Source organism: Halococcus sp. PRR34 (assembly GCF_028617175.1).
In the GTDB taxonomy this organism is placed as follows: domain Archaea; phylum Halobacteriota; class Halobacteria; order Halobacteriales; family Halococcaceae; genus Halococcus; species Halococcus salifodinae.
Window position 1 is genome coordinate 382,970 of record NZ_JAQJDA010000001.1, and the last position, 23,815, is coordinate 406,784.

A 23,815-nucleotide genomic window follows, 5' to 3' on the forward strand; every position below is an offset into this window, starting at 1 on the left:
GGGATGACCGACGAGTACGTCCACGACCCGGAGGCGTTCGAGGACGCCCCGCGGAGCGAGTACGACGAGGCCGCTGCGCGCGGCGAGGACCGGTCGTTCGACTGGCGTGGCTGGGCCCTCGTCGGCGTGATCGTTTTTGCCTTCCTGATCGCACCGGGACTGATCCTCGCGATACCGTACGCCGGCGGCACGCTGAGTGCGTTCGGGCTGACGTGGCGCGACACCTTTCTCGTGCTCCCGCTGCTTCCCGCACTCGCGCTCGGACTGACGGCAGTGTGGGCGGCTGCACGGGCGTAGGGAACGATCGGTGCGAACAGTGCTGATCTGTAGATCGACGACGAGGTTTTGTTCGTACACGACAACTCCGAGACGTACGCCCCGGACGACGCGTTGCGGACGCGGATGACTCCCGAGCCGACAGTCGGTGGTCTCGGTGGCCGCTTTCAGCCACCGAGCGAACTGACGCCGACGGGGAGAGCACAACAGCGACGCATAGCGGAGCGATCACAGCGCCGTTCGACGCGGACACCGGAGCGCAACCAATGTCATCCAATCAAAGCGGACAGCCATCGAACACCGGAGGCGAGACGGATAAGAAACAGATCGTCGACGTCGAAGGCACGTCGGAGGACACGACGTCCACGAGGGCGCGGTTCTGGCTGACGAACGACATCCTCGCGATCGTCCTCACCCTCTCGTTCGTCGGGTTGTTGGCGATCGCCGGGCGGGGTATCATCGACCTGGGGGCCATCCCGGTCGAGATGCGAGTGGTCTACGTGAGTCTCGTCGGGGCCGCCGGCGTCTGGGCGTTCGGCGAGATGGCGTTCGAAACATGGGGGGGCGATCGCAGCGGTGGCGGCGGGAAATAACCACCATCCCCGGGCGGAACAGCGATACGACCGACGAACGAACACGACGAAACTCACAGCATACGATGGAATTCACCGAGAAGCTACTCGGCGACGGGGAGACGACAACGAATCGAACGACGGACGAGGGAACGGCGTCTCGAGAACGGACCGATGGCACCGGTACGGCCAGGGACGACTCCGCCGGAACGACCGAATCCCCCACGAACGACGCAGCACGCAGCGACACGTTCGCGTTCCGAGACAGCGGAGGTGCGGCGGATTCGGTCGAGACAGCGACGAAAGACGATAGCGAGCACCGCAACGACGACGGGCCGCGCGACGACGTGGCGGCCGATCTCGGAACGGAGGACAGCGGCCGAGCGAAACGCGGCAAACCGGGCCGTAACGACGGTACGTCAGCCCCACAGGACGACGTGGCTGCGGACATCGGTGTGGACGGAGCAGCGGTCGCGGGAGCCGATACGACCGCCGACGCACAGCGGACCGGCGCAGCCGACGCCTCAAGCGGTACGGCCGAGACAGGGGCGAACGACGTGTCCAGTGGCGAGACAGGGGGCGATTCAGAGACAGCAACGGCGACGTCGGCACCGGCGAGTGACGGCTCCGACCCGGAACCAGACGGAGCCACCGACGACCGCACGAGGGCCGCTACGGGGAGCACGGACGAGGATGTAGCCGCACCGATGGACGGGCGTATCCTCCACATCGCGGCGGCACAGTCGATCACCGTCACCGACGAGCGCGCCGTCCGCATCGACGGCGCACGCGACGTGTCCCTCGTTGCGGAACCGGAAACCGACCCACAGAACGAACACGCGCCGGAAACGGCAGCCACAGTGGGATCGCGGACGTAGCCCACGAGAGCGACGGGACCGACCACGATCGCCGCAGGAGAACGGTGGACGGCGTACGCGAATCGAACGGCGAGTGAATTCGATCAGAGACAACAGATGGGACACACGATCACGATCCGCGACGACGGCAACGGCGAGGCGAACAGCTACTGGGTCGCGTTCAGCGGCGACACTCGACCCGAAAAGGGGACCGTCCACGGCGCGACCACGGACGACAGCGATGGGATCACGCAGACAGCGGAGGGGTACCGAGTCGAAGGCGAAGTCTACGGCGGCCGCGACGCCTACCGCTACTACGGAAAGCGCCTCGGAATGGCGTTCGAGCATCCCGAGCGCATCCGAATCAAGATCAACGACCAGGACTGGCAGCCCCCCAGCGCGTTCGGGGAGACGATATCGTGGTCCGGCGGAAGCGGCGGTAGTGGCGGTAGCGGGAGTGGCGGTAGCGGCGGTAGCGGGAGTGGCGGTAGCGGAAGTGGCGGTAGCGGGAGTAGCGGCGGTGGCAGTAACGACGGCAGCGAAGGGAATAACAACAGCGCCAGCGGCGGTAGCGGAGGCGGCGGCAGTAGCGGGGACGGTGGCAGTAGTGGGGGCGGCGGTGGCAGCAGTGGGGACGGCGGTAGCGGTGACAGTAGCGGGAGCGGTGGCAGCGGCGGCAACTGCGACGCAGGATCGCTACCCGCAAGCGGCGACGGACCGATCGAGCGCCACGGCATCCGGTTCAAAACCGTGCTCCACGCCGTCAACGATCTCGGGATGGATCCCAACGGCAACGAGCCTATCGACGAGAAACTCAGCGACGCGGCCGCCGACTACACGCTGATCGTCTTCCCGGACGGGGCGTTCGCCAAACACGAGAAGACGGTCCACACGGGGCTCCAGAACTTCGGGCTGTGCGGGCAGGACGCGACGCGGTTCGTCGCGCCTGAAGGGTTCAACGGGAAGTTCGTGGTCATCGATCGCGGGATGAACACGCTGTTCGAGAACATCGACGTCGACCTCCGGGCGAACAACGCGACGCCCGGGCTGCATCTCGCTGCCCAGGACGGTCTCGACGTCCGACACGTCCGCTATCGCGGTCAGGGTATCCACCCCGACTCCACGCCCCGCGGAGAGGGATCGGGCAATCCCGACGTGACGAACGCGCTCAACGCTCATGTCCGCGCGCCCGACGGCACCGGCCGGGTCAAACACGTCATCGCCCACAACGCCGGCCTGATGGGGGCGTACAACGAGGGCGACGGCCGCGTCGGGATCTTCACCGGTCGGGCGAACGAGGGCACTCTCACCATCGAGGGCTGTAACATCGAGGGGTTCCCGAACAACGGTCTCTACACCAGCCGGACCAACGGCGCGGTCCAGGTCGAGGGTGGCCTGTTCCGGAACAACGACATCTCGCAGGTCCGCCTCGGCAGCGAGGGCAGCTACGTCCAGAACGCGCTGCTCGAGGTCGACATGCGGGATTCGCGCTCGCCGAACCCCGAATCGGCGCTCAACACCCGTGGCGTCCGTTTCGACGGCCCGAAATCGAAGGTCCACGGAGCCGAAGCACGCGACTCCACGATCCGGATCGCCGACACACCTCACTCCGACGGCGCGGTGGTCGCGAACCAGGACACCGGCGCGTTCGGCGTCCACAACGTCCGCATCCGGATCGATACCGGCGGCGTCCGCGGTGTGGTCGGAAAACAGCCGTGTGGCATCGGCAATCGAAGTCCACCACCGACGCCCCACGCCGCGACGATCGAGCAGGTTTCGGTCATCGGCCGAGGCGGCGCGGCCCCGGCGATCCGACTGGTCGATCGGCCGAACTCGACCATCAACGAACTCTGCGTCTCGTGTGACGGAAAGAACCGGACCGGCGTACGATGTACCGGCTCGTCCGGCACGACGGTCCGGAACTCGAACGTGAACGTGAGCGGCACGCCCGTCGAGGGAGCCGCGACCGAGAACCTCACCACCGACAAGGACTGTCCGGGCGATGAAGGAAGTACCACACAGGACGAGCCGTGGGAATTGGCGGTCGAGGCCGCGGCCGGAAAGACTGTCTACGTCCTCGGAGGCGATGGTGCAGTCGAAAAACGTGGCTCAGGAAACGGCGACGGGGGCAAGCCCGTCCTCGGCACAGCGCACGGCGAACTCGACGGAACGAAACATCGCTACCGGATCGACGGGGCCTCACGCGTTTTCGTCGCCGCCGACGGCCCGGTGACGCTCTACCGCGACGGCACCGAGGTCGGTGTGAAAGACCTCCGGACCGGTGCCTAACTGACAGTCGGTTTTCGTCCTCGTCCTCAGCCGCACTCACAACAGATCGGTGGTTCCAGCGAGGAGCGGCCGTCGCTCGATAGTCGTCGCTCGGAACACCGTGACGAGTGTTTTTGGGCGACACGACCGCGTGTCGGCCCCTCAGTCATCGATCCATCGTCGTCGAGGAACCATCGTTCGCTGCTCGATCACTTCTCGATGGTGGCTTCCGGCAGCACCCGAACGACGACGGTCACGAGACACGCCGATTCCTCGCGTTCGGGGACGTCCGCGATGTCGACGTCGAAGTAGTGGTACTCTCGACCCACCACGACGTACGTTTCGTCGCCGACGTTCGCGGCCTGACTACCCGTCTCGTCAGGCCCGATCTCACCGAAGCGGATCGGTTCGTCGGTTTCGGGGATCGGGAGAGTCGTCCCGTCGGCGGTAGCGAGCAGTTCCCCGGAGTCTGCGTGGCCGAACACCAGCTTGACCTTCTGGCTATCACGCTCGGTGATCCGTACCGGCGATCCTGTCCCGCTCACCGCTGGCCCCACGCTCTCGCTCATGGTTCGGACGTGGTTGGCCGTCGGTCGGAATAAATCGTCGCGGTAGTGCGATGCGATGCAGTGTGACGGTCGGCGGCGAAAGCTTTTGCCGGCGTCAGGAATATGTGAACTATGACCACGACCGACGAGCTCGCGTCGTTCACCGAGGCGGTTGCGTTCGACGATCTCGACGACGACACGATCGAGGAACTGAAAAAGCGCGTGCTCGACTCGGTCGGGATCGCGGTGGGTGCGCTCGGCGCGGAGCCAGTCGAGGCCGTCCGCGAGACGGTCGAAACGACTGCATCGGGCGACGCTGCCCGGCTGTGGGGATCGGCGATGCGCGCCAGTCCGACGGGAGCGGCGATGTACAACACCACGCTCACCAGATATCTGGATTTCATGGACTCGTTTCTCGCGCCCGGCGAGACCCCACATCCGAGCGACAACATCGCGAGCCTGATCGCGTGCGGTGAGCACACCGACGCCACCGGCGCGGAGCTCGTCGAGGCGATCGGCGTGAGCTACGAGATCCAGGGCGAACTCGCGTGGAACGCGCCCGTCCGCGACCGCGGGTACGATCACGTGACCCACACCGTCATCTCGGCCGCAGCGGGTGCGGGGAAGGTGCTCGGGCTCAGCCACGAGGAACTCCGGAACGCGGTCGGGATCGCCGGGACCGCCCACAACGCACTTCGAGTGACCCGCACAGGAGGAATCAACGAGTGGAAGGGCGTCGCGAGTGCGAACGCCGCCCGGAACGCGATCTATTCGGCGCTGCTCGCCAGCAACGGGATGGGCGGGCCGACGAACCTCTTCGAGGGCCAGAAGGGATGGAAACAGATCATTGCGGGCGATTTCACCGTGGATCTCGATCCCGGGTGTGGGCGCGTGTTCGACACGATGACCAAGCGCTACGTCGCCGAGACCTACGCCCAGTCCGCGGTCGAGGGCGTGATCGAACTCGCCGAGCGGGCCGACATCGATCCCGACCAGGTGAACGCGATCCGCCTCGACACCTTCCACGGCGCGAAACTCATCATCGGCGGCGGCGAGGGATCGAGATACGAGGTCGAGACGAAAGCCCAGGCCGACCACTCCCTCCCATACATGCTCGCGGCGGCGCTGATCGACCGCGAGCTCACGAACGATGCCTACGATCCCGAGCGCATTCAGCGAGAGGACGTTCAGGAACTCCTTCGAACTGTGGAGGTCAAGGAGGACGAGGAACTCACCCGGCGCTTCGAGGACGGCGAGATGCCCGCAGTCGTCGACATCGAGCTCACGAACGACGCGACCCGCCACGTCGCAAAGGACGCGTTCAGCGGCCATCCGACCGATCCGATGACGTGGGGCCAAGTAGAGACGAAGTTCCACACGATGACCGAGGAACGCTACGACGAGGATCATAGAGAACGGATCGTCGACGCCGTCAGAACCCTCGAAACCCACGATGTCGCCGATCTCGTCGCGCTACTGGGGTGATGAAGTCACCCGGTGATCACCGTCGTCACCGATCAGTAAGTGGCCGGCAATCCTCACGGAACGGGTACATCCGGAAGACCGTTCGATGCTGACGGACCCTGGGTGGTCGAGAGTAGTTCAGTCGTCGAGAACCGCATCCGTGACGTCGAGAATCTCCGCCGGATACTCCTCGTTTCGATCGATTTCGGCGGCCAGTGGCACGATTTCGGTTCGTGCGTACTCTCGCACGTCGTCCCGTAGGTCGCGCTGTGCGTCCGTCGGTCCGAATCCCATACCGGCGTATCGATGGTACGACGCTTGACTGTACGGGACGTTACCAGTGTCGCGTCGGCAACAGCGACTCCACGGGAGCCTTTCGTGGCCCGTCAGTCGTCGGGAAGATCACGGCACACGACTCGTCGTAGTCACAGAGCAGTTCGCGACAGACGCCACAAGCACTCACGACCTCGAATTCGCGATCCTCGTCCGGCAGTGGATGACGAACCGCGGCGCTGGCGGCGAACCCGTCGGCCCCGGCAATCCGAGCGGCCGAGAGCGCTGACGGCTCCGCACAGACCGACGCACGGCCGACGCCGGCGGGCTGGCTAACACCGGTGAACACATCGCCGTCGGTCGTCCGAACGGCCGCGCCGACCATGTGCGCGCCGTGGAAGTGCTCGGGATCAAATGCAGTCTCAGTCGCCTCACGGGCGTGCTCAACGAGTCGCTGGCCGGGATCGGTCAGCAGCTCCGCATCGGACGGCGGCGGCTGGACGTCCATGCCCGATCGAACGCCAGCAAGAACGAACGTCTTCCGGTCTACTCGCCTTCAGGAGACTGGACCCAGATCGTCTTCTTGTTGACGAACTCCCGGATGCCGTGGCCGGCGAGTTCGCGGCCGTACCCCGAATTCTTGATCCCACCGAACGGCACTCGGGGATCGGATTTCACGAGTTCGTTGACGAAACAACACCCCGCCTCGAACCGACGGGCGACCCGCTCGCCGCGTTCGAGGTCCTCGGTCCAGACCGAGGCACCCAGCCCGAGATCGACGTCGTTCGCGAGTTCGATCGCTTCGTCCTCGTCGGCCACCTGGAAGACCGGCGCGACCGGACCGAACGTCTCCTCGCAGGCCGCAGCGGCGTCCTCCGGGACATCGGTGAGGACGGTCGGTGGGTAGTAGAACCCCTCCCGATCCATCGGTTCGCCACCGAGTTCGAGGCTCGCCCCGTCGTCGAGCGTGCGCTCGACCTGGTCGTGGAGGTCGTTCATCAGGTCCTCGCGGGCCTGGGGGCCGATGTCGGTGTCCTCGTCGGTGGGATCGCCGATAACCAAATCCTCCATCTCGTCGGAGAACTTGCCGAGGAACTCGTCGTAGACGTCCTCGTGGACGATGAACCGCTTCGCGGCGATGCACGACTGGCCGGAGTTCAGGGTGCGCGCGCCCGCGCCGGTCGCGGCGGCGGCGTCGAGGTCGGCGTCGTCGAGCACCACGAACGGGTCGCTCCCGCCGAGTTCGAGGACGGTTTTCTTGAGTTCGCGGCCGGCGGTCTCGGCGACCGCCCGGCCGGCGTATTCGCTTCCCGTTAGCGTCGCGGCCCTGAGCCGATCGTCTTCGAGAACGTTCTCGACCTGGTCCGAGCCGATCAGCAGCGTCTGGAAGACGTCCTCGGGGTAGCCAGCGCGCTCGAAGACGTCCGCGATCGCCATCGCGCATTCGGGGACGTTCGAGGCATGCTTGAGGAGGCCGACGTTGCCAGCGGTGAGGTGGGGCGCGGCGAACCGGAACACCTGCCAGAACGGGTAGTTCCACGGCATCACCGCGAGGATCGGGCCGAGAGGCTCGTAGGAGACGAATGCGGACGCCTCGGACGCGCTCGGGAGGGCCTCGTCAGCGAGCTGCTCGCCGGCGGTCTCGGCGTAGTAGTCACACACCCATGCGCATTTCTCGACTTCCGAGAGCGCCCCCGAGATGGGTTTGCCCATCTCTCGGGTCATGACCTCGGCGTACTCGTGTTTGTTCTCGCGGAGGACGCTTGCGGCGTCGGCGAGGAGTTCGCGGCGCTCGATCATCGAGCGGTCGCGCCACGATTCGAACGCCCTGTTCGCGCGCCCGAGCGCGTCGTCGACCTCCTCGTCAGAGTGTCCCTCGACGGGTTCGAGCGCCTCGCCGGTGGCCGGGTTCACACGATCCATGCGCCGCGTTGGGACGGGGACGTAGTTGTAGTTTCGGCCTGTGATTCGTCGGCTGTTCGCATGGCGGTGCGGGCGCAGAGCGGTGCAGCGTGGCTGTGGTGCGGTTGCGGGGCGGTCCTGGCGGATCGAGGGCGAGACCGTGAGCGAAGCGAACGGTCGAGGGCTCGGGCGGTGCTGTGCGGTCACGGGGCTGTTGCGGTGCGGAAGAGCGCCAGCAGTCCTACCGTGAACGAACGAGCGGAGCGAGTGAGTGAGCGGGTGTTTTTAGTCCAGGTTTTTGGACGGGGTTTGAGGCGAGCGAAGCGAGCCGAGGACCCCGTGTAAAAAAGTGGGTGACTAGACGCCGCGACCCTGGAGCTTCTCTTCCTCGGCGAGGTCGGCGTTCGCGTCGCCTTTCATCCCCGAGCCGGCGTTCGTGGCGATCTCCGCGAGCGTCTCGGGATCGTCCCACGAGTTGGTGGCCTCGACGATCGCTTCGCCCATCGCGGCGGGGTTCTCCGCACCGAAGATGCCCGACCCGACGAAGATGCCGTCACAGCCGTGGTGCATCATCAGCGCGGCGTCCGCAGGAGTCGCGATCCCGCCAGCGGCGAAGTTCACCACGGGCAGCCGGCCGGCCTCGGCAGTCTCGTGGACGAGGTCGGCGGGGGCCTCGATCTCGCGGGCGTAGGCCTCGCGTTCCTCGTGGTTCATCCCCTCCAGCTTCCGGATCGCGCCCTTGATCGTGCGCTGGTGGTAGACTGCCTGGTTGACGTCGCCGGTGCCGGCCTCGCCCTTGGTCCGGATCATCGCCGCACCCTCGCCGATTCTCCTGAGTGCTTCGCCGAGATCGCGCGCGCCGCAGACGAACGGCGCAGTAAAGTCGCGCTTGTCGATGTGGTACTCGTCGTCGGCGGGCGTCAGAACTTCGGATTCGTCGATCATGTCGACGCCCGTGGCTTCGAGGATCTGGGCCTCCTTGGTGTGGCCGATCCGCGACTTGCCCATCACCGGGAGCGAGACCTCCTCGATGATTTCGGTCACGTCGGCGGGATCGGCCATCCGGGCGACGCCGCCGCGCTTGCGGATGTCGGCGGGGACGGCTTCGAGCGACATCACCGCCACCGCGCCGGCGTCCTCCGCGATCCGTGCCTGCTCCGCGTTCACGACGTCCATGATGACCCCGCCCTGCTGCATCCGGGCGAACCCCCGTTTCACGAGGTCGGTACCGCGCTTCAGTTCCTCCAAGTCGGTCTCGTCGGCCATGACCGGAGTTGCCGCCCGACGCACTTAACCCTCCTCTTCGGCCACAGATCGTTCGGCCGCCGAAGGCAGAAGGAACAAACGTCGCCCGCGCGAATACTGCCTCAGTCGTAACGATGATACCGCTCATGTCCCCGGCACAGATCCCCAAAGCCAGCCCGTCGTCCCCGCACGGCCGATGACGACCCACCGAGAACCGCTCGACTCGGTGAACGAGGCCATCGGCGAGACCCCGCTGGTTCGCGTTCACGCCGCCCCCGAATCGGTCCCGGTGTACGCGAAGCTCGAATCGTTCAACCCCGGCGCGAGCGTCAAGGACCGCATCGGGGAGTATATGCTCGAAGCAATGCTCGACCGTGGCGACCTCGATCCTGGTGGGACCGTGATCGAACCCACGGCCGGCAACACCGGAATCGGGATCGCGCTCGCCGCCACCCAGCTGGACGTCGAGGCGGTGTTCGTGGTGCCCGAGCGGTTCAGCCTCGAAAAGCAGCAGCTGATGCGATCGCTGGGCGCGGAGGTCGTCAACACGCCGACCGACGAGGGGATGGGCGGCGCGATCGATCGCGCCGACGAGCTCGCCGCCGAACACGAGAACGCGGTCGTCCCCCAGCAGTTCGCGAACCCGCTCAACGCCGAGGCGCACTACGCGACCACCGCCCCCGAGATCCACGACGCGCTCGACGGGCGGGTCGGTGCGGTGGTCGCAGGCTGTGGCACGGCGGGGACGCTCATGGGACTCGCACGCTACGCCCGCGAGCAGCACCCGGAGACGTTCGTTGCCGCGGTCGAACCCCAGGGATCGCGCTACGCCGAGGTCATGGGCACCGATGTCGAGGAGGGCGAGTACAAAACCGAGGGGATCGGCACGCACGACCCCTCGAAGAACGAGCTGTTCGATCCCGCGATCGTCGATCAAGTGCTTCGAGTCGGGGATCGCACCGCCCAGGACGAACTCAAACGGCTCGCACGCGAGGAAGGTCACCTCGTCGCGGCGAGCGCGGGGATGGCGAGCGTCGCCGCCCGCGACGTGGCCGAACGGATTTCGAATGGTGAGATCGACGCCCCCCACGACACGGTGGTGACGGTGTTTCCCGACTCCTCGGAGCGCTACCTCTCGAAGGGGATCTACGACGAGTTCGAGAACTGGGAAGGGTAGAAACGACAAGAGTCACGGTTCGCGCCACCCACGTCGACTCATGGCGAACAACGACGGTACGGATCACACGGACCACGACGGTCACGAGGATCACATCGAGACCCGCGCGATCCACGCCGGCCAGGCACCCGACACGGAGACGGGCGCGCTGATGACGCCGATCCACGCCAACTCCACGTACGTCCAGGACGCTCCCGGCAAGGATCGTGGCTACGAGTACTCCCGGACGGGGAATCCGACCCGCACCGACCTCGAAGCCAATCTCGCGAGCCTCGAAGGTGGCGCTCACGGTCGCGCCTTCGCGAGCGGGATGGGATCGATCAACACCGTGCTGAACCTGCTCGAAGCGGGCGATCACGTCGTGGCGGGCAACGATGTCTATGGAGGGACACACCGACTGTTCACCCAAGTCTACGAGGAGTACGATCTCGATTTCGACTTCGTCGACACCACCGATCCCGATGCGGTCGCGTCGGCAATGGGACCCGATACCGAACTTCTCTGGCTCGAAACCCCGACGAACCCCCTTATGCGAGTGGTCGACATCGCCGCGCTCGCCGACCTTGCCCACGCGAACGACGCGCTGTGTGCGGTCGACAACACCTTCGCCACGCCGTATCTCCAGCGCCCGCTCGAACACGGCGCGGACATCGTCAGTCACTCGCTGACGAAGTATCTCGGAGGGCACTCGGACGTGGTCGGCGGCGCGCTCGTGGTCGATAGCGACGACCTCGACGAACGGATCGGGTTCTACCAGAACTCTGTCGGCGCGACACCCGGTCCCTTCGAGAGCTTTCTCGTCCTCCGGGGAACCAAGACCCTCCCGGTGCGGATGGATCGCCACTGCGAGAACGCCCGTGCGCTCGCCACGTGGCTCGACGACCATCCCGACGTGAGCGAGGTGTACTACCCCGGGCTCGACTCACACCCACAGCACGACCTCGCCGCACGGCAGATGGACGACTTCGGTGGGATGTTGAGTTTCGAGCTCGACGGCAGCCTGGCGGAGGCGAGTACGGTCGTCGAGAGTACGGAGGTGTTCACGCTCGCCGAATCGTTGGGCGGCGTCGAGAGCCTGATCGAACAGCCCGCCGCGATGACCCACGCCGCGATCCCGCGCGAAGAGCGCCTCGAAGCGGGGCTGACCGACGGCCTGATTCGTGTCTCGGTGGGGATCGAACACCTCGACGACCAGCGTCGCGATCTCGACTGCGCGATCGACGCCGCACTCGACTGACCAGTCGCTGCGGTTCGGCGGTCTCGACGGCACGCCGTCTTCCGATCGGACCGCCATCGTTTTGCCACGGCCACCCTTCGACCACACAATGGCCGGAGAACCCGGTGTCGGCCCGCTCGGGCGCGTCCTCGACGGACGGGTTCCCGACCGCGACGCGCTGCCGTGGTACGTCGCGCCGGTGCCACGTGCGATCGAGGACCTCGGGTTTCGGCTCGTGTGGCTCGTCATTACGGTGAACCTCGTCGGCACGGCCTTCGGTTTCTGGTACTATCGAGTCCAGTTCGCCGGAACCCCGATCGTGATGTGGCCGTTCGTGCCCGACAGTCCGGCAGCGACGCTGTTCGTCGCGCTGTCGCTCGCGGCGTGGAAGTTCGGCTACGACCCGGAGTGGCTGAACGCGCTCGCCTTTTTCGGCTGTCTCAAACTCGGCCTCTGGACGCCGTTCGTCCAACTGTTCGTCAACGGCCCGAGTGGCATCGCGGCGTGGCTCTACTGGTTCCTGATCCTGAGCCATCTCGCGATGGCGCTGCAAGCCTTCGTGATCCATCGCTACGCCGACTTTCCGGTCGGCGCGGTCGCGGTCGCCGTGGCATGGTACGGGTTCAACGACGTGGTCGATTACTTCGTCCCGCTCGTCGGCGACTACCACCATACCCTCCTGCGCGCGGAGTTCGTCGACGGCGTGATCGGTCACTCGCTGCCTGCCCACGACCTCGCGGCGGCCGCAGCGGTGACGCTGACACTGCTCGCGACGTTTCTCGTGCTCGCGACCCGGGTGAAGAAGCTCGAAACCGGGCAGTAGTCGGTTCCGCCTCCGAGGTACTCACTCCGTTCGTGTCTCCCCGTTCGCGTGCGAGCGCACCCACAGCTCGCCGATCCGCGAGAGCCGCGTCCGGTGGGATTTCCCCTGCGCGTCCTGTTCGATGTACCCCTTCCCGCCGGGGCCGAGCCGATCGACGTTGTAGATCACTTTCGATCGGAAACTGTCGGTGTACTCCTCGGAGAGTTCGCGCGCGAGCGCCTGCGCGAGTTCGCTTACCGACTCGAACGGGCCGTCCTCGCCGAGTTTGAACAGGATCAGCTCCTCGAACGGTTTGACGTTCGAGAAGGAAGCAACGGGAAGTTCGATGATATGGCTGCCGTCGACCGCCTTCGCGCCGATGGTGGTGCCGCGCTCGTCGAACTCCGCGAGCAGGTCGCGCGCACTCCGAAGGCGCTCGTCGACGCGCTCGTCGTCGACCTCGCCGGCGAGATCCTCGAGGAGGTCGATCTGTCTGTGGAGTTCCTCGGCGAGCTCGGTTTCTAAGTACTTCTCGGGGATCGTGTAGTAGGTGTGAATCTGTCCGCGGTCCTCGCTGCGCTCGACGCCGATCGAGTGGGCGGCGGTAGCGAAAGCGAAGCTCACGGTTCGGGGCATCGCGCTGATGTTGGCCCAGACCTCCCGATCCGCGTCGAGCTCGGTGTTGATCATCTCGTAGGCCTGCTCGAACGCCGCGTCGTAGTCGTAGACGTCGTCGACGACGAACCGCTCGGTCTCCGCGCCAAGCAGGTTCCGGAAGTCCTGTTCGAGCTTCGCCGCGAGATTGCGGGAGTATTCGACGTTCGCGGCGCTCCCGACCGCGCCTTCGAGAAGGATCACGTGATCGACATCGAGTTTGTCCCGTACGAGGGGCGCGATGAGCCGGTCGTAGTCGAACCCGACCGGGACGATGTGTGTCTGCATGGTCGTTCGTTCCCCTGAGCGACGAATAAACCTTGTCGAGCGGATCGCGAACCGTCGGCGAGGATAGGTCAGTACACCCGCGCACCGTTCTCGACCTCACCCTCGGGCTGGAGATGCACGACGCCGTCGCCGTCGGCCGCGTCGACGCCGGTCACGAGACACTGGCTTTCGAAGCCCGCGATCGAAACGGTGCCGAGGTTCACGACAGCGATCACCTGGCGACCGAGGAGTTCGTCCTGCTCGTAGCGCGTCAGTCCGGCTGCCGACTGGAGGGTTTCGCCGCCGAAGTCGACGTCAAGCTTGTAGACGTCTTTTCGCGCTTCGGGGAACTCATCGACAGCGACGATCTCGCCAACGCGCATCTCCACGTCGTCGAGGAACGCTGCGGAATCGATGTCGGGTTCGTCGATGCCCATGCGTTTCGTGTGTGCGCCGGTGTCATGACTGCACCGGACCACCGTGCGGCCGGCGGCTGCGGTGTGGTTTCGGTGGCGGGAGCAGTGCGGCGGCGGTTCCTGGCGGATGAAGGGCGAGGCGCGACCAGCGGGGGAGCGCCGAGGGCTTCGACGGTGCTGTGCGGCCGCGGAGGCGGTTGCCGTGCGGTCGCGGAAAGCGCCAGCAGGTCTACCGCGAGCGAACCCCAAAGGGGTGAGCGAGCGGGTGTTTTTAGCGTAGATTTTTGCGAGGAGTGGTGCCCGCAGCGCGAGCGCAGCGAGCGCGAGGACACCCGACGAAGTAAAAAGGTACGTTCTAGAAATCGCGGCGCATCGCGATCTCGAACCAGGGACAGAGTCGGAGCTGGCGGTACCACCGCGGGTTCTCGTGGAGGTGCTCGTAGGGAACCCACAGCAGGCCGGCGACCTCGCTTTCGTCGGGGTCGAGGTCGGTATCGGCAAGCGTGGCCTTCAGCACGGTGCAGACCTCGTGCTCGATGCCTTCGTCGTAGTAGTAGCGTTTGTACTCGAAGCGATCGGTCACCCGGACCTCCTCGTACTGGTCGGCGGTGATGCCGAGCTCGTCGACGAGGCGCTCGCGAGTGGCCTCGACCTGGGTCTGGCCCTCGACTGGGTGGGAGGCGACGGTGCCATCCCAAAAGGTGTCCCAGAGGCGCTTGTCGGGGCTGCGCTGGGCGAGCAAAATGCGGCCGTCCTGATCGAAGACCATCACCGTGAACGCGCGGTGGCGGGTCCCGTCGCCGGTGTGGGCGTCGAGGCGGTTGACCGTCCCCGTCGGCTCGTCGTCGGCGTCGACCGCGATCACGTCCTGGCCGGCGTTCGGGTGGGCCGCGTCGGCGTCCGCGCTGGGTGACTCGGGCGTGCTCATGGGTGGGTCTCGCGGAGGGGACTCAAAGCGGCTTCGACTCCCGGGAGGAAGGTCGCCGCCGGAGCTGTGCGGCCGCCGATCCGAACGTCGACGAGTGGGGATCAGTCCAGCGGCTCCGGGTCGATCTCGTAGCCCTCGCCGACCCGGATCGAGAGCGCCTCGCGCTCCGCCTCGACATCGAGTTCGCGCGCCGAGAGCATCTCGCCGTCGAGGCTGAACGTTCCCGGCTCGCCGTCCCGCACGGAGATGGAGAGCGCGGCGGTTTCGAGTCGGGTGATGTTCGACGTGTCGGTCCCCAGCAGCCGCCGGATGGCAGCCTCACCGACGAGCTTCCCGGTCGGACGGTCCTCGATGATGGTGACCTCGAACCGGCCGTCCTCCATGTCGGCCTGAGTGTGGCCCTCGACGGGGAACCGGCGGCCGTTGCCGATGAGGACGAACGCCGCCTCGCCGTGCCACGACTCCTCGTCCGCGGCGGTCTCGACGTCGATCGTGAGCCCCTCGAACGACGCGGCGGTTTGGACGGTGTTCACGACGTATGCGAGTACGCCGAAGCTGTCTTTCATGTCGGCGGTGGTCTCGGAGCTCGCGTCGGCGGTCAGCCCCGCGATCGCGGAGTTGACGAACGGCCGACCGTTCGCGATCCCGCAATCGATATCGCGCGTATCGCCGGTTTCGAGCACCGCGAACGCCTCCTCGACATCGCCGACCCCGATGTTGCCGGCGAAGTTGTTGCCCGTTCCCGTCGGCACGACCCCGATAGTCGTCGAATCGAGCGCGTCGGCGTCGTAGAGGCCTCGGACCACCTCGTGGATCGTCCCGTCGCCCCCGGCGGCCGCGACGAGGTCGGCGTCGGCCGCTTCGCGGGCGAATTCGATGGCGTCGCCGGCCTCGCTGGTCTCGCGGACGGCGAAGTCGTGATCGGCGGCGAGCTCGTGGATCCGCTCGGTGTGATCGGCGCTCCCGCTCACCGGGTTCAGGACGAGCACCCGCGATCCCTCGCTCCCGGTATCGGTGGCGTGCCCGTCGGCAGCGCGGCCGCCGTCGGTGCGGATGGGGGGTTCGGGACCACGCCCTCTGCGCACCGATCGTCCGTTCATGGCCCCCTGATTGCGGACGGAACAGCAAAGGCCTGCCGGCTCCACCGTCCAGTGTGTATCGGATCGACCTCCACGCACACACGCGATTCTTCCACGGTCATCGTCGGCTCGGCGACGCCTACGACCCGCTCGGGGCCCGGCTGCTCGCCGGGACCGCACGCCTTCGCGGGCTCGACGGGGTCGCCACCACCAACCACGACTACTATCGGGAGTTCGGCGACGAACTCGCCGGCGTCGCGGTCATTCCCGGAATCGAGGTTTCGACGACGAAGGGTCACGTGCTCGTGGTCGGCCCCGATCCACCGTCCGAGACGGTGCGCGGAGAGCTCACGCCAACGGAAGTCGTCGAAATCGCCCACGATCGGGGCTGTGCCGCGATCGTCGCTCATCCCTACCGAAACTCGACGGTCAGAGAGGTCGACGCGTCGTTCGACGCCATCGAGGTCAACGGGAAACACCCCCGAACGCGGGCGTGGGTCGAACGCCTCGCCGACCGCCACGGACTCCCGATGACCGGCGGCAGCGACGTCCATTACCCCCCGGAGGTCGGCCGGGCGTACACCGCAGTCGACGTCGCCGAACCCACCCCCGAAAACGTGGTCGCAGCCATCAAGGACGGACGGGTCGAGCCACGAGTCGACGACTGGCTCCCCTACCAGGTCATCGGCCGGCTCTATCGATACATCCACGAGGAGAGCGAGCAGTTCGACCGTCCCGAGTGGGCCACCCCGGGCGTCGGCGCGCCGCCCGAGGACGACTGACGGCGCTCGTTCCGGCCGAAGCACAATACTCTTGACCAGTTCCGCCGACGGGTCGGCCATGCCGATGTACGCACGCGACGAGCCGACCAAGTGTCGCCCCATCGATCGGTGGGCGGGTGGCGTCGGCTGGTTGGCGCATCCCCACGAGGACGGTCGGCGGGCGAGTCACGCAATCGGTGGCGACGACGGCGTGTGGCTCGTCGACCCGCTCGACGCACCGGGCGTGGACGACCTCATCGAATCGATCGGCGAAATCGTCGGTGTGGCCGTTCTGTCGGACTTTCATGCCCGAGATGCCGCCGTCTTCGCGGAGCGCTATGGCGTGTCGGTTCACGTCCCGCGGTGGCTGAACCGGGCCACGGCGCGCATCGACGCACCGATCGAGCAGTTCACCGACGAGATCGGAGATTCCGGCTTTCGGGTGCGGAACGCGCGGCCGTTCCCGGGCTGTCGAGAATCGATCGCGTACCACGAATCGAACGGGACGCTCTACGTCCCCGACGTGCTGAGCACCGAGCTTTCGGCGACCGTGGGCGACGAGCGCATCGCGCTGTTTCTCCCCGGACGGCTGTTTCCACCACGACACCTGTTCGGTGATCTCCGTCCGGAGCGAATTCTCCTCGGCCACGGAACCGGAATCTTCGACGACGCCACGGCGGCGCTCATAGAGACACTCGACGGCGCACGGCGACGATTTCCCCAGGCACTGGTCACGAGCGGCTGGACACAGCTCCGCGCCGGGATCGCGGCGCTCGGGGATTGACGACGACCACCCTACCCGCGGCGTTCGTCGAGGATCAGCCGGGTCTTGGTGCTCACGACGTCGTCGAGCTCGCGGGCCTGGGTGATCAGCGCGTTGACCGCGGCGGTATCGGCCGCGTCGACGACGAGCACCACGTCCTCCTCGCCCGAAACCTGCCAGACGAAATCCACCTCGGGCCACTCGGTCATCCGCTTCGAGACTGCCGAGGTGTCGACGTCGACCGCGACCCCGACTTCGATCATCGCCTTGATGTTACCCGTCCGGGTGGTCACGGTGAAGCGCTCGATGGTCCCATCGTCGACGAGCTGCTCGACGCGATTTCTGACCGTCCCCTCCGACGTTCCTACTTCCTCGGCGATCTCGGTGTACGGTGTCCGCGAATCGCGTCGGAGGACGTTCAGGATGCGGCGATCGAGGTCGTCCATTCGTGACCGTACCGATCGCCGGCACTTCACGATTACGAATATCGTAACCTTGTTTCGAACACAACGGTTATTAGGGGTGCGTCTGTACGCATATCGTAATGACGGATGCCTACGTGGCGATCGAGGGCGGCCACGTCCTGACCGGGCGTGCGCGCGCCCCGGGCACGGCCCGTGGCGAACTGGTTTTCACGACCGCCTACACCGGCTACGAGGAGAGTCTCACCGATCCCTCCTACGCCGAGCAGGTGCTCACCTTCTCGTACCCGCTGATCGGCAACTACGGCGTTCGGGACGAGCGGTTCGAATCCGATCAGGTCCAGCCCACGGCGGTCCTCGCGCGCGAACTCACCGACGACGTTGCCGAGTGGCTCGGAAGCGAAGAAATCCCCGCGATCGATCACCTCGACACCCGCGACGTGGTGACCGACGTCCGCGAGGAGGGCGCGATGGAGTGTGGGATCGCCGCCGGCCCCGACGCGACCCCCGAGGACGCACTCGCCGAGCTCGATCGGTGCAGGGGAATGAGCGAGCACACCGACATCGGCGCGACGGTCAGCGTCGACGAACCCGCGCGCTACGAGGGCGATGGAGCGTACGACGTCGCGCTGATCGACTGCGGCGCGAAGGGCTCGATCCGGTCGTCGCTCATGGAGCGTGGTGCGGACGTCACCGTGCTGCCGTACGACGCCACCCCCGAAGACGTTTCGAGGACTGATCCGGACCTCCTGTTCGTCTCGAACGGCCCCGGCGATCCCGAGAACTTCGAGGCCGCTCAGGCACTCGTGGAGGAGTTCGCGGGCGACCTCCCGCTCGCCGGGATCTGTCTCGGCCAGCAGATCGTCGCGGCGGCCCTCGGCGGTACCACCGAAAAGATGGCCTTCGGCCACCGCGGCGTGAACCAGCCGGTTCGTGACCTCGATTCGGGCCGTGTGGTGATGACGACCCAGAACCACGGCTACACCGTGACCGAGCCGGGCGAGCTCGACGTCACACAGATCAACGTCAACGACGACACGCCGGAAGGGCTCGCGAGCGACGCACTCGACGTCATCACCCGTCAGTACCACCCCGAGGCCAACCCCGGCCCACACGACTCGCTCGACTTCTTCGACGACGTGCTCGCGATGGCGGACGCCCAACGAGTCGCCCCGACTGCGGACTGAGCGTTTCACGTCCGGTTTTTACGACGGAGCCGTGTGGCGGTAGGTATATGCGTTCGGACTGGCAATATCTGCTGCATCAGTGACGCGGTTTCAACGCGGTTCACGGAGTACGCCCCACTGGGGCAGTTCACAATCATGGAGGACTCAGCGAAGTATCTGATTCACGCGGACGTCACCGCCGAGGGGGTGGTGGAGCGCAACGACGTTGTCGGCGCAGTCTTCGGCCAGACCGAAGGGCTGCTCGGCGACGACCTCGATCTCCGGACGCTTCAGGACGCCTCGAAGGTCGGCCGGATCGACGTGACGATCAACTCTCAAAACGGCCAGTCGTTCGGCCGGATCACCATCGCGAGCGGGCTCGACAAGGTCGAGACCGCGATCCTCGGCGCGTCGCTCGAAACCATCGACCGGATCGGGCCGTGTCGCTCGATCGTCGACGTCGACCGGATCGAGGACGTTCGGGCGGCCAGACGCCGCGAGGTGGTCGATCGAGCGAAGGCGCTGCTGGGCGCGTTCGAGGAGAGCACGATGAGCTCGGCGGAGCTCGTCGAGGCCGTCCGCGAGAGCGCACGCACCGGGGAGATCACCACCTACGAGGGGCTGCCGGCCGGCCCGCGGGTCGCCGACGCCGACGCGATCATCGTGGTTGAGGGGCGTGCGGACGTGCTCACCCTGCTCGGGTACGGCGTCAAAAACGCCATCGCGGTCGAGGGCACCAACGTCCCCGACGCGGTCGCCGCGCTCACCACGGAGCGCACGACGACCGCCTTCCTCGACGGCGACCGCGGGGGCGATCTGATCTTGAAGGAGCTCGATCAGGTCGGCAATGTCGACTACGTCGCGGTCGCGCCAACGGGAGAGAGCGTCGAGGACCTCGCGCGCGAGGCGGCGCTGTCGGCACTCCGCGAGAAGGTCGCCTACGATCTCGTTGCGGGCGCGAGCAGCCCGCGCGAGGCCGTCGCCGCCACCGACGGCAGTTTGCGGCCCGCGCCCGAGAGCGCCGAGCCCGCGCCGCCGGTCGAATCCGATGGTGCGGCCCGATCCAACGCCCTCGCTGGCCAGATCGAGACGTCGGTGGACGACGCTGCCGGCGATCCGGCGACCCAGTCGGTCGATTCGGCGGAGTCGCCCTCGACAGGACCAGATTCGACGGACGAAGGGGACGAAAGGGACGAACCCGGAGCACAGGCACCGACCGAGGGAGCCGAATCGGCCAGGAGCGACGCGAACGGCGAACCGACCGGCGACACGGACGAACCGGCGAGCGACGAACCAGCGGACGACGAGTCGGCCGACACCGAATCGGACGCCACATCCGAGCCCGAAACGCTCCAAGGGCACGTCAGAGCAGTCATCGACGATGGAACGGAGCGTGTTCGGCTGCTCGACACCGAGTTCGAGACGGTAGCCGAGGCCCCGGCGGCAGAGGCGTTCGATACCATCGCCGAGGCGACAGCGGTGCCGGCGAGCGTGGTGATCGACGGCGAACTCTCCCAGCGCGTACTCGACATCGCCGCCCAGCGCGGCGTCGAGCAGGTCGTCGCGCGTTCGGAGGGCGAGTTCGTCAAGAAACCCACCGGCGTTCGGGTGCGGACGCCGGCTCAGCTCCGGCCCGAATCCGACGGGGAGGCCGATTCGTCGTCGCCGTCCGGCAGATCGGCCTCGGACTGACGGACGAGCAGGAGGCCGTCGTCGCCGTCCGGCAGATCGGCCTCGGACTGACGGACGAGCAGGAGGCCGTCGTCGCCGTCGTAGTGGCCCGGCAACCGCTCGGCGACCGTGAAGCCGTGGCGCTCGTAGAACCGTTTCGCACGCCTCGCATCCGCACGGGTCGTGAGTCGGAGTTCGCTTCCACCCACGCGGTCGACGAGTGCACCGAGAAGCGCCGAGCCGTGGCCCGTTCCTCGGTGATCGGGCGCGACCGCGAGTTCGGCGAGGTAGGCTGGATCGCCCGTGATCGCGAGCGCGTAGCCCACCGGCGGCTGTCCGGCAACCAGCACCAACGGTGGGCCGTCGATTCCCGCATGCAGGAGATCGGGCCACGTCGAGTCGAGCGACACCGACTGAATGGCGAGCAGCGTCGTGAGATCGTCGCGGGTCGCCTCGCGGATTTCGATCATCCCGGAGCGAGGCCGATGCTCACGGCGAGCGCGGCACAGATCATCGCGGCCGCGAGCGTCGCGAGAAAGTTCACGGTCCGGTTGTCGAACTCCAGACTCCCGAGCGAGCCGCCGCCGGGCTCGGCTCCGGGAACGCCGCTCGTACCCGGGAGCAGACTGTCGAAGCGCTGGTTCTCGAACAGCGCCCCGAGGAGGCTGTCGACGATCATCCCCGCGACGCCCGCCGCAGCGATGATCGCCGCGCCCGCAGGTGTCACGTCGAAGACGAGGGCAGCGAGCCCGGCGACCAGCGCCGCGCCACCGAGTCCGGCGACCACACCCTGCCACGTCACGCCGCCATCGGTGCCGGGAGGGACGGGTTCGAGCGTCGTGATGAGCCTGGGGGTATCGTAGAGACCGCCGATCTCGCTCGACAGCGTGTCGGCCATCGCGGCGGCGATCGATCCCGCGAAGACGAACCGGAACAGTTCGCCGCCGACGGGGTGCAGCGGGGCCGCGGCGTAGCCGAGCACCGCAGCCAGCGCGACCGCGGCGTTCGCGAGCACGTTCCCGCTGCCGCGTGCGCCGCCGTCGTCCTCGGCGATGCCGCGCTGTCGTTTCCGGTCGTAGCGGAACTTGGTGGCGAGCCCGCCGCCCGCGAAGAAGGCGATGAGGAGGGCGAACCAGCCGAACCCGCCGAGCACGATCATCAGGAGGCCGGAGAGCACGCCCGTCACCATCCCCGGGATCGAGGCGGTGTCGAGCGCGTACGCGAGATAGCCGAACCCGGCGGTGACCGCGAGCGCGAGACCGATTCCGGTGGCGGGGACCGACGGTTCGAGGGCGGCCAGTAGCCAGAGCAGGAGTCCCATCGAGAACAGGACGAGGGGATCGTCGCGCTCGAACAGCACCGAGCGCACCAGCGCGCCGAGCAACGCCCCGCTGGCAGCGTAAAAGACCGCGAGCGCGGGCAGGGGCGCAGGAGCCGCGAGTCCGACAGCAAGCTGGCCCGCCGCGCCTGTGAGAGTTCCGCCGACCACGAACCCGACGACGCCCGCGATCGGTGTGCCCCGCCACTCCTGGGCCACCGCCTCGGCGAGGGTGCCACCCGAGAGGACGAGGACGCTCGCCACGAACACGAACGTCGGCATTTCGAACACCGAGGCGAACAGCGCGAGCCCCGCGATCGCGAGTGCGAAGCCCGCGAGCCCGTAGAGGGTGCGTTCCTGGCGATCGCCCGAGCGGGCGAACAGCTCGAACACCGGCCCGTCGTCGATCACGAAGGCCGCGAGGCCGGCGATCAGCACGAACGGGGCCGCGATCGCGGGCCCGAGGAAGGGCGCGGCGAGCGAGAGCGCGCCGACGAGTGCGAACGCGCCCGCCCGCCGGACGGTGGATGTCACTGCCCGTCGTTTCGCCGATGGCCACTTAACACTCCCGAAGCCCGGAACCGACAGGTGTGACGCGGCGAATCGCCGATTTCGCCGGGACGAGCCGTGAGTTTTAGGCGCACCCCGCGAGTAGTCGGGGTGTGGGACTTTACGACAGGTATCTCGCCGCCCGGGTCCGCCGGAACCCGGCCACGCTGCCCGAGCGGATCGCGGTGGTTATCGCCGAGCGCGACCTCCTGGAGGACGGTGCCTACCGCACCCTCGAGGACTGTTTCGCGTGGGCGTTCGAGTACGGGGCCGACCGCGTGATGGTGTACGTCAGCGTGCTCGACACCGGTGCCGTGCCCGCCATCCGGCAGGTCTTCGAGCGGTGTGACGCGCCGCGCGAGCTCGCGGTTCGGGGCCCCGACGACGCCGAGCGCGCCGACGCCCCCATTCAGGTCAGCATCGGTCTCGGTGGCAAACACGAGTTCGCGGCGGCGGTCCGCGGGGTCGCAACCCAGGTCGAGGCCGGGACGCTCGCGCCCGACGACGTCGACGGCGACGCGATCGAGGAGCGGCTGGTCTTTCCGACCGATCCCGACCTCGTGATCAAGACCGGCGCGGAGCGCCTCTCGGATTTCATGATCTGGCAGTCGGTGTATTCGGAGCTCCACTTCACCGACGTGAACTGGCGGGACTTCCGGAAGCGCGACTATCTGCGGGCGCTTCGGGACTATCAGAACCGACAGCGCCGGTACGGAAAGTGAGGCCGGAGAGCGGCCGCCGTGATGTCTCCAGGGCCGGAAGGCGAGCGGATTTCATGGCTCGACAAGAACTATGTGCCGTTGAAACGAACAGTCGGCTGTGGTGAACGTCACGACCGACCGCGACCGGGCGGACGGGTCCCGCCTCAATCTCGTCGGGAGGAGCGTCGGCGTGCTCGCGGCCCTCGCCGGACTGTTCGGTGCTGGCTATCTGCTCGTCACGTCCGCGATTCCATATCTGTTCGTAGACGGCACAACGCTCGCCGCCGAGAACGCACCGATAATCCTCTTTTGGTCGGTCGTCGTCGCCGCGCTCTCGCTCGGCGTTGGGTACTGGGCGTGGACCGAACGCGTGTGGCGCCTCTGGGGACTCGCGGTGGCAGCGTCGATGCTTTCGGTGCTCTCGCTGTTCAGCATCGGCAACGCAATCGTCCCGTTCGCGGTTTTGTCGGTGCTTGCCGCGACGCTGTTGACCGTCGAGCGTCGTGCGACGTGATGAACG

Annotated in this window: 26 protein-coding genes; 14 read left to right on the forward strand and 12 right to left on the reverse strand. The window is 66.9% G+C overall.

Annotation, left to right across the window (positions count from 1 at the left end; genetic code table 11):
• The first annotated feature begins 3 nt into the window (after positions 1-3).
• From PHA81_RS01925 to PHA81_RS01940, 4 genes are all read left to right on the forward strand, one after another.
• The gene (locus PHA81_RS01925) at positions 4-297 is read left to right on the forward strand and encodes a hypothetical protein (RefSeq protein ID WP_005045680.1); all 294 of its coding nucleotides are present in this window, start codon (positions 4-6) and stop codon (positions 295-297) included.
• Positions 298-542: 245 nt separating this feature from the next.
• Positions 543-869, forward strand: coding sequence for a hypothetical protein (locus tag PHA81_RS01930; protein WP_005045678.1), 327 nt, complete (start codon positions 543-545; stop codon positions 867-869).
• A 65-nt stretch (positions 870-934) separates the two neighbouring features.
• Positions 935-1,726 (forward strand): hypothetical protein, encoded by a 792-nt coding sequence (locus PHA81_RS01935; RefSeq protein WP_005045676.1) that lies wholly within the window; start codon positions 935-937, stop codon positions 1,724-1,726.
• A 96-nt stretch (positions 1,727-1,822) separates the two neighbouring features.
• Positions 1,823-3,994 (forward strand): hypothetical protein, encoded by a 2,172-nt coding sequence (locus PHA81_RS01940; RefSeq protein ID WP_005045673.1) that lies wholly within the window; start codon positions 1,823-1,825, stop codon positions 3,992-3,994.
• A 188-nt stretch (positions 3,995-4,182) separates the two neighbouring features.
• Here the strand turns inward: PHA81_RS01940 and PHA81_RS01945 are convergent, their stop codons facing one another.
• Positions 4,183-4,542 (reverse strand): hypothetical protein, encoded by a 360-nt coding sequence (locus PHA81_RS01945; protein ID WP_005045671.1) that lies wholly within the window; start codon positions 4,540-4,542, stop codon positions 4,183-4,185.
• Between the two features lie 111 nt (positions 4,543-4,653).
• Here PHA81_RS01945 and PHA81_RS01950 point away from each other — a divergent pair, with 111 nt between their 5' ends.
• Positions 4,654-6,006 (forward strand): MmgE/PrpD family protein, encoded by a 1,353-nt coding sequence (locus tag PHA81_RS01950; protein ID WP_005045669.1) that lies wholly within the window; start codon positions 4,654-4,656, stop codon positions 6,004-6,006.
• 117 nt (positions 6,007-6,123) lie between these two features.
• Here the strand turns inward: PHA81_RS01950 and PHA81_RS01955 are convergent, their stop codons facing one another.
• The 4 genes from PHA81_RS01955 to pdxS all read right to left on the reverse strand — a co-directional run bounded on the left by PHA81_RS01955 (position 6,124) and on the right by pdxS (position 9,426).
• Positions 6,124-6,279: an acyl-CoA dehydrogenase family protein gene (locus PHA81_RS01955; RefSeq protein ID WP_005045667.1), complete on the reverse strand. Its 156-nt coding sequence runs from the start codon at positions 6,277-6,279 to the stop codon at positions 6,124-6,126.
• A 40-nt stretch (positions 6,280-6,319) separates the two neighbouring features.
• A complete protein-coding gene (locus PHA81_RS01960) occupies positions 6,320-6,766 on the reverse strand; it encodes a cytidine deaminase (protein WP_273834884.1) in 447 nt (148 codons plus the stop codon).
• Positions 6,767-6,804: 38 nt separating this feature from the next.
• On the reverse strand, positions 6,805-8,181 hold the full coding sequence (locus tag PHA81_RS01965; protein ID WP_273834885.1) for an NAD-dependent succinate-semialdehyde dehydrogenase: 1,377 nt from the start codon (positions 8,179-8,181) through the stop codon (positions 6,805-6,807).
• Between the two features lie 336 nt (positions 8,182-8,517).
• A complete protein-coding gene (gene pdxS / locus PHA81_RS01970; protein ID WP_005045661.1) occupies positions 8,518-9,426 on the reverse strand; it encodes a pyridoxal 5'-phosphate synthase lyase subunit PdxS in 909 nt (302 codons plus the stop codon).
• Between the two features lie 175 nt (positions 9,427-9,601).
• Between pdxS and PHA81_RS01975 the strand changes: the two genes are divergently transcribed.
• The 3 genes from PHA81_RS01975 to PHA81_RS01985 all read left to right on the forward strand — a co-directional run bounded on the left by PHA81_RS01975 (position 9,602) and on the right by PHA81_RS01985 (position 12,621).
• Positions 9,602-10,582, forward strand: a complete 981-nt coding sequence (locus PHA81_RS01975; protein ID WP_005045660.1) for a cysteine synthase family protein — start codon at positions 9,602-9,604, stop codon at positions 10,580-10,582.
• Between the two features lie 40 nt (positions 10,583-10,622).
• Positions 10,623-11,819: a cystathionine gamma-synthase gene (locus PHA81_RS01980; protein WP_005045657.1), complete on the forward strand. Its 1,197-nt coding sequence runs from the start codon at positions 10,623-10,625 to the stop codon at positions 11,817-11,819.
• An 88-nt stretch (positions 11,820-11,907) separates the two neighbouring features.
• A complete protein-coding gene (locus tag PHA81_RS01985) occupies positions 11,908-12,621 on the forward strand; it encodes a DUF1405 domain-containing protein (protein ID WP_049910394.1) in 714 nt (237 codons plus the stop codon).
• A 21-nt stretch (positions 12,622-12,642) separates the two neighbouring features.
• Here the strand turns inward: PHA81_RS01985 and PHA81_RS01990 are convergent, their stop codons facing one another.
• The 4 genes from PHA81_RS01990 to PHA81_RS02005 all read right to left on the reverse strand — a co-directional run bounded on the left by PHA81_RS01990 (position 12,643) and on the right by PHA81_RS02005 (position 15,965).
• Positions 12,643-13,542, reverse strand: coding sequence for a DUF6293 family protein (locus PHA81_RS01990; RefSeq protein WP_005045652.1), 900 nt, complete (start codon positions 13,540-13,542; stop codon positions 12,643-12,645).
• 68 nt (positions 13,543-13,610) lie between these two features.
• Positions 13,611-13,958 carry a tRNA-binding protein gene (locus PHA81_RS01995; RefSeq protein WP_005045650.1) on the reverse strand — a complete coding sequence of 116 codons (348 nt, stop codon included), beginning with the start codon at positions 13,956-13,958 and terminating at the stop codon, positions 13,611-13,613.
• A gap of 334 nt (positions 13,959-14,292) precedes the next feature.
• Positions 14,293-14,865 (reverse strand): NUDIX domain-containing protein, encoded by a 573-nt coding sequence (locus PHA81_RS02000; protein ID WP_005045647.1) that lies wholly within the window; start codon positions 14,863-14,865, stop codon positions 14,293-14,295.
• Positions 14,866-14,966: 101 nt separating this feature from the next.
• Positions 14,967-15,965: a YegS/Rv2252/BmrU family lipid kinase gene (locus tag PHA81_RS02005; protein WP_005045645.1), complete on the reverse strand. Its 999-nt coding sequence runs from the start codon at positions 15,963-15,965 to the stop codon at positions 14,967-14,969.
• Positions 15,966-16,018: 53 nt separating this feature from the next.
• Here PHA81_RS02005 and PHA81_RS02010 point away from each other — a divergent pair, with 53 nt between their 5' ends.
• Both PHA81_RS02010 and PHA81_RS02015 read left to right on the forward strand, forming a co-directional pair.
• On the forward strand, positions 16,019-16,726 hold the full coding sequence (locus PHA81_RS02010) for a CehA/McbA family metallohydrolase (RefSeq protein ID WP_005045644.1): 708 nt from the start codon (positions 16,019-16,021) through the stop codon (positions 16,724-16,726).
• Positions 16,727-16,784: 58 nt separating this feature from the next.
• Positions 16,785-17,489, forward strand: a complete 705-nt coding sequence (locus PHA81_RS02015; protein WP_005045642.1) for a hypothetical protein — start codon at positions 16,785-16,787, stop codon at positions 17,487-17,489.
• 11 nt (positions 17,490-17,500) lie between these two features.
• On the opposite strand, the gene PHA81_RS02020 is transcribed toward PHA81_RS02015, so the two are convergent.
• Entirely contained in the window at positions 17,501-17,914 is a 414-nt protein-coding gene (locus PHA81_RS02020; RefSeq protein WP_005045641.1) for an Lrp/AsnC family transcriptional regulator, read from the reverse strand.
• Between the two features lie 98 nt (positions 17,915-18,012).
• On the opposite strand from PHA81_RS02020, the gene carA reads away from it, so the two are divergent.
• Both carA and dnaG read left to right on the forward strand, forming a co-directional pair.
• On the forward strand, positions 18,013-19,077 hold the full coding sequence (gene carA / locus PHA81_RS02025; RefSeq protein WP_005045640.1) for a glutamine-hydrolyzing carbamoyl-phosphate synthase small subunit: 1,065 nt from the start codon (positions 18,013-18,015) through the stop codon (positions 19,075-19,077).
• A 135-nt stretch (positions 19,078-19,212) separates the two neighbouring features.
• Entirely contained in the window at positions 19,213-20,748 is a 1,536-nt protein-coding gene (gene dnaG, locus PHA81_RS02030; RefSeq protein ID WP_005045639.1) for a DNA primase DnaG, read from the forward strand.
• On the opposite strand, the gene PHA81_RS02035 is transcribed toward dnaG, so the two are convergent.
• On the reverse strand, positions 20,679-21,197 hold the full coding sequence (locus tag PHA81_RS02035; protein ID WP_005045638.1) for an N-acetyltransferase: 519 nt from the start codon (positions 21,195-21,197) through the stop codon (positions 20,679-20,681). The genes dnaG and PHA81_RS02035 overlap by 70 nt on opposite strands.
• A complete protein-coding gene (locus PHA81_RS02040; protein ID WP_005045637.1) occupies positions 21,194-22,579 on the reverse strand; it encodes a DUF92 domain-containing protein in 1,386 nt (461 codons plus the stop codon). The genes PHA81_RS02035 and PHA81_RS02040 overlap by 4 nt, the downstream gene beginning before the upstream one ends.
• A gap of 128 nt (positions 22,580-22,707) precedes the next feature.
• Here PHA81_RS02040 and PHA81_RS02045 point away from each other — a divergent pair, with 128 nt between their 5' ends.
• Positions 22,708-23,316, forward strand: coding sequence for an undecaprenyl diphosphate synthase family protein (locus PHA81_RS02045; protein WP_005045636.1), 609 nt, complete (start codon positions 22,708-22,710; stop codon positions 23,314-23,316).
• Between the two features lie 97 nt (positions 23,317-23,413).
• Complete coding sequence (locus tag PHA81_RS02050) at positions 23,414-23,809, forward strand: hypothetical protein (RefSeq protein WP_273834902.1); 396 nt, start codon at positions 23,414-23,416, stop codon at positions 23,807-23,809.
• Positions 23,810-23,815: the final 6 nt, after the last annotated feature.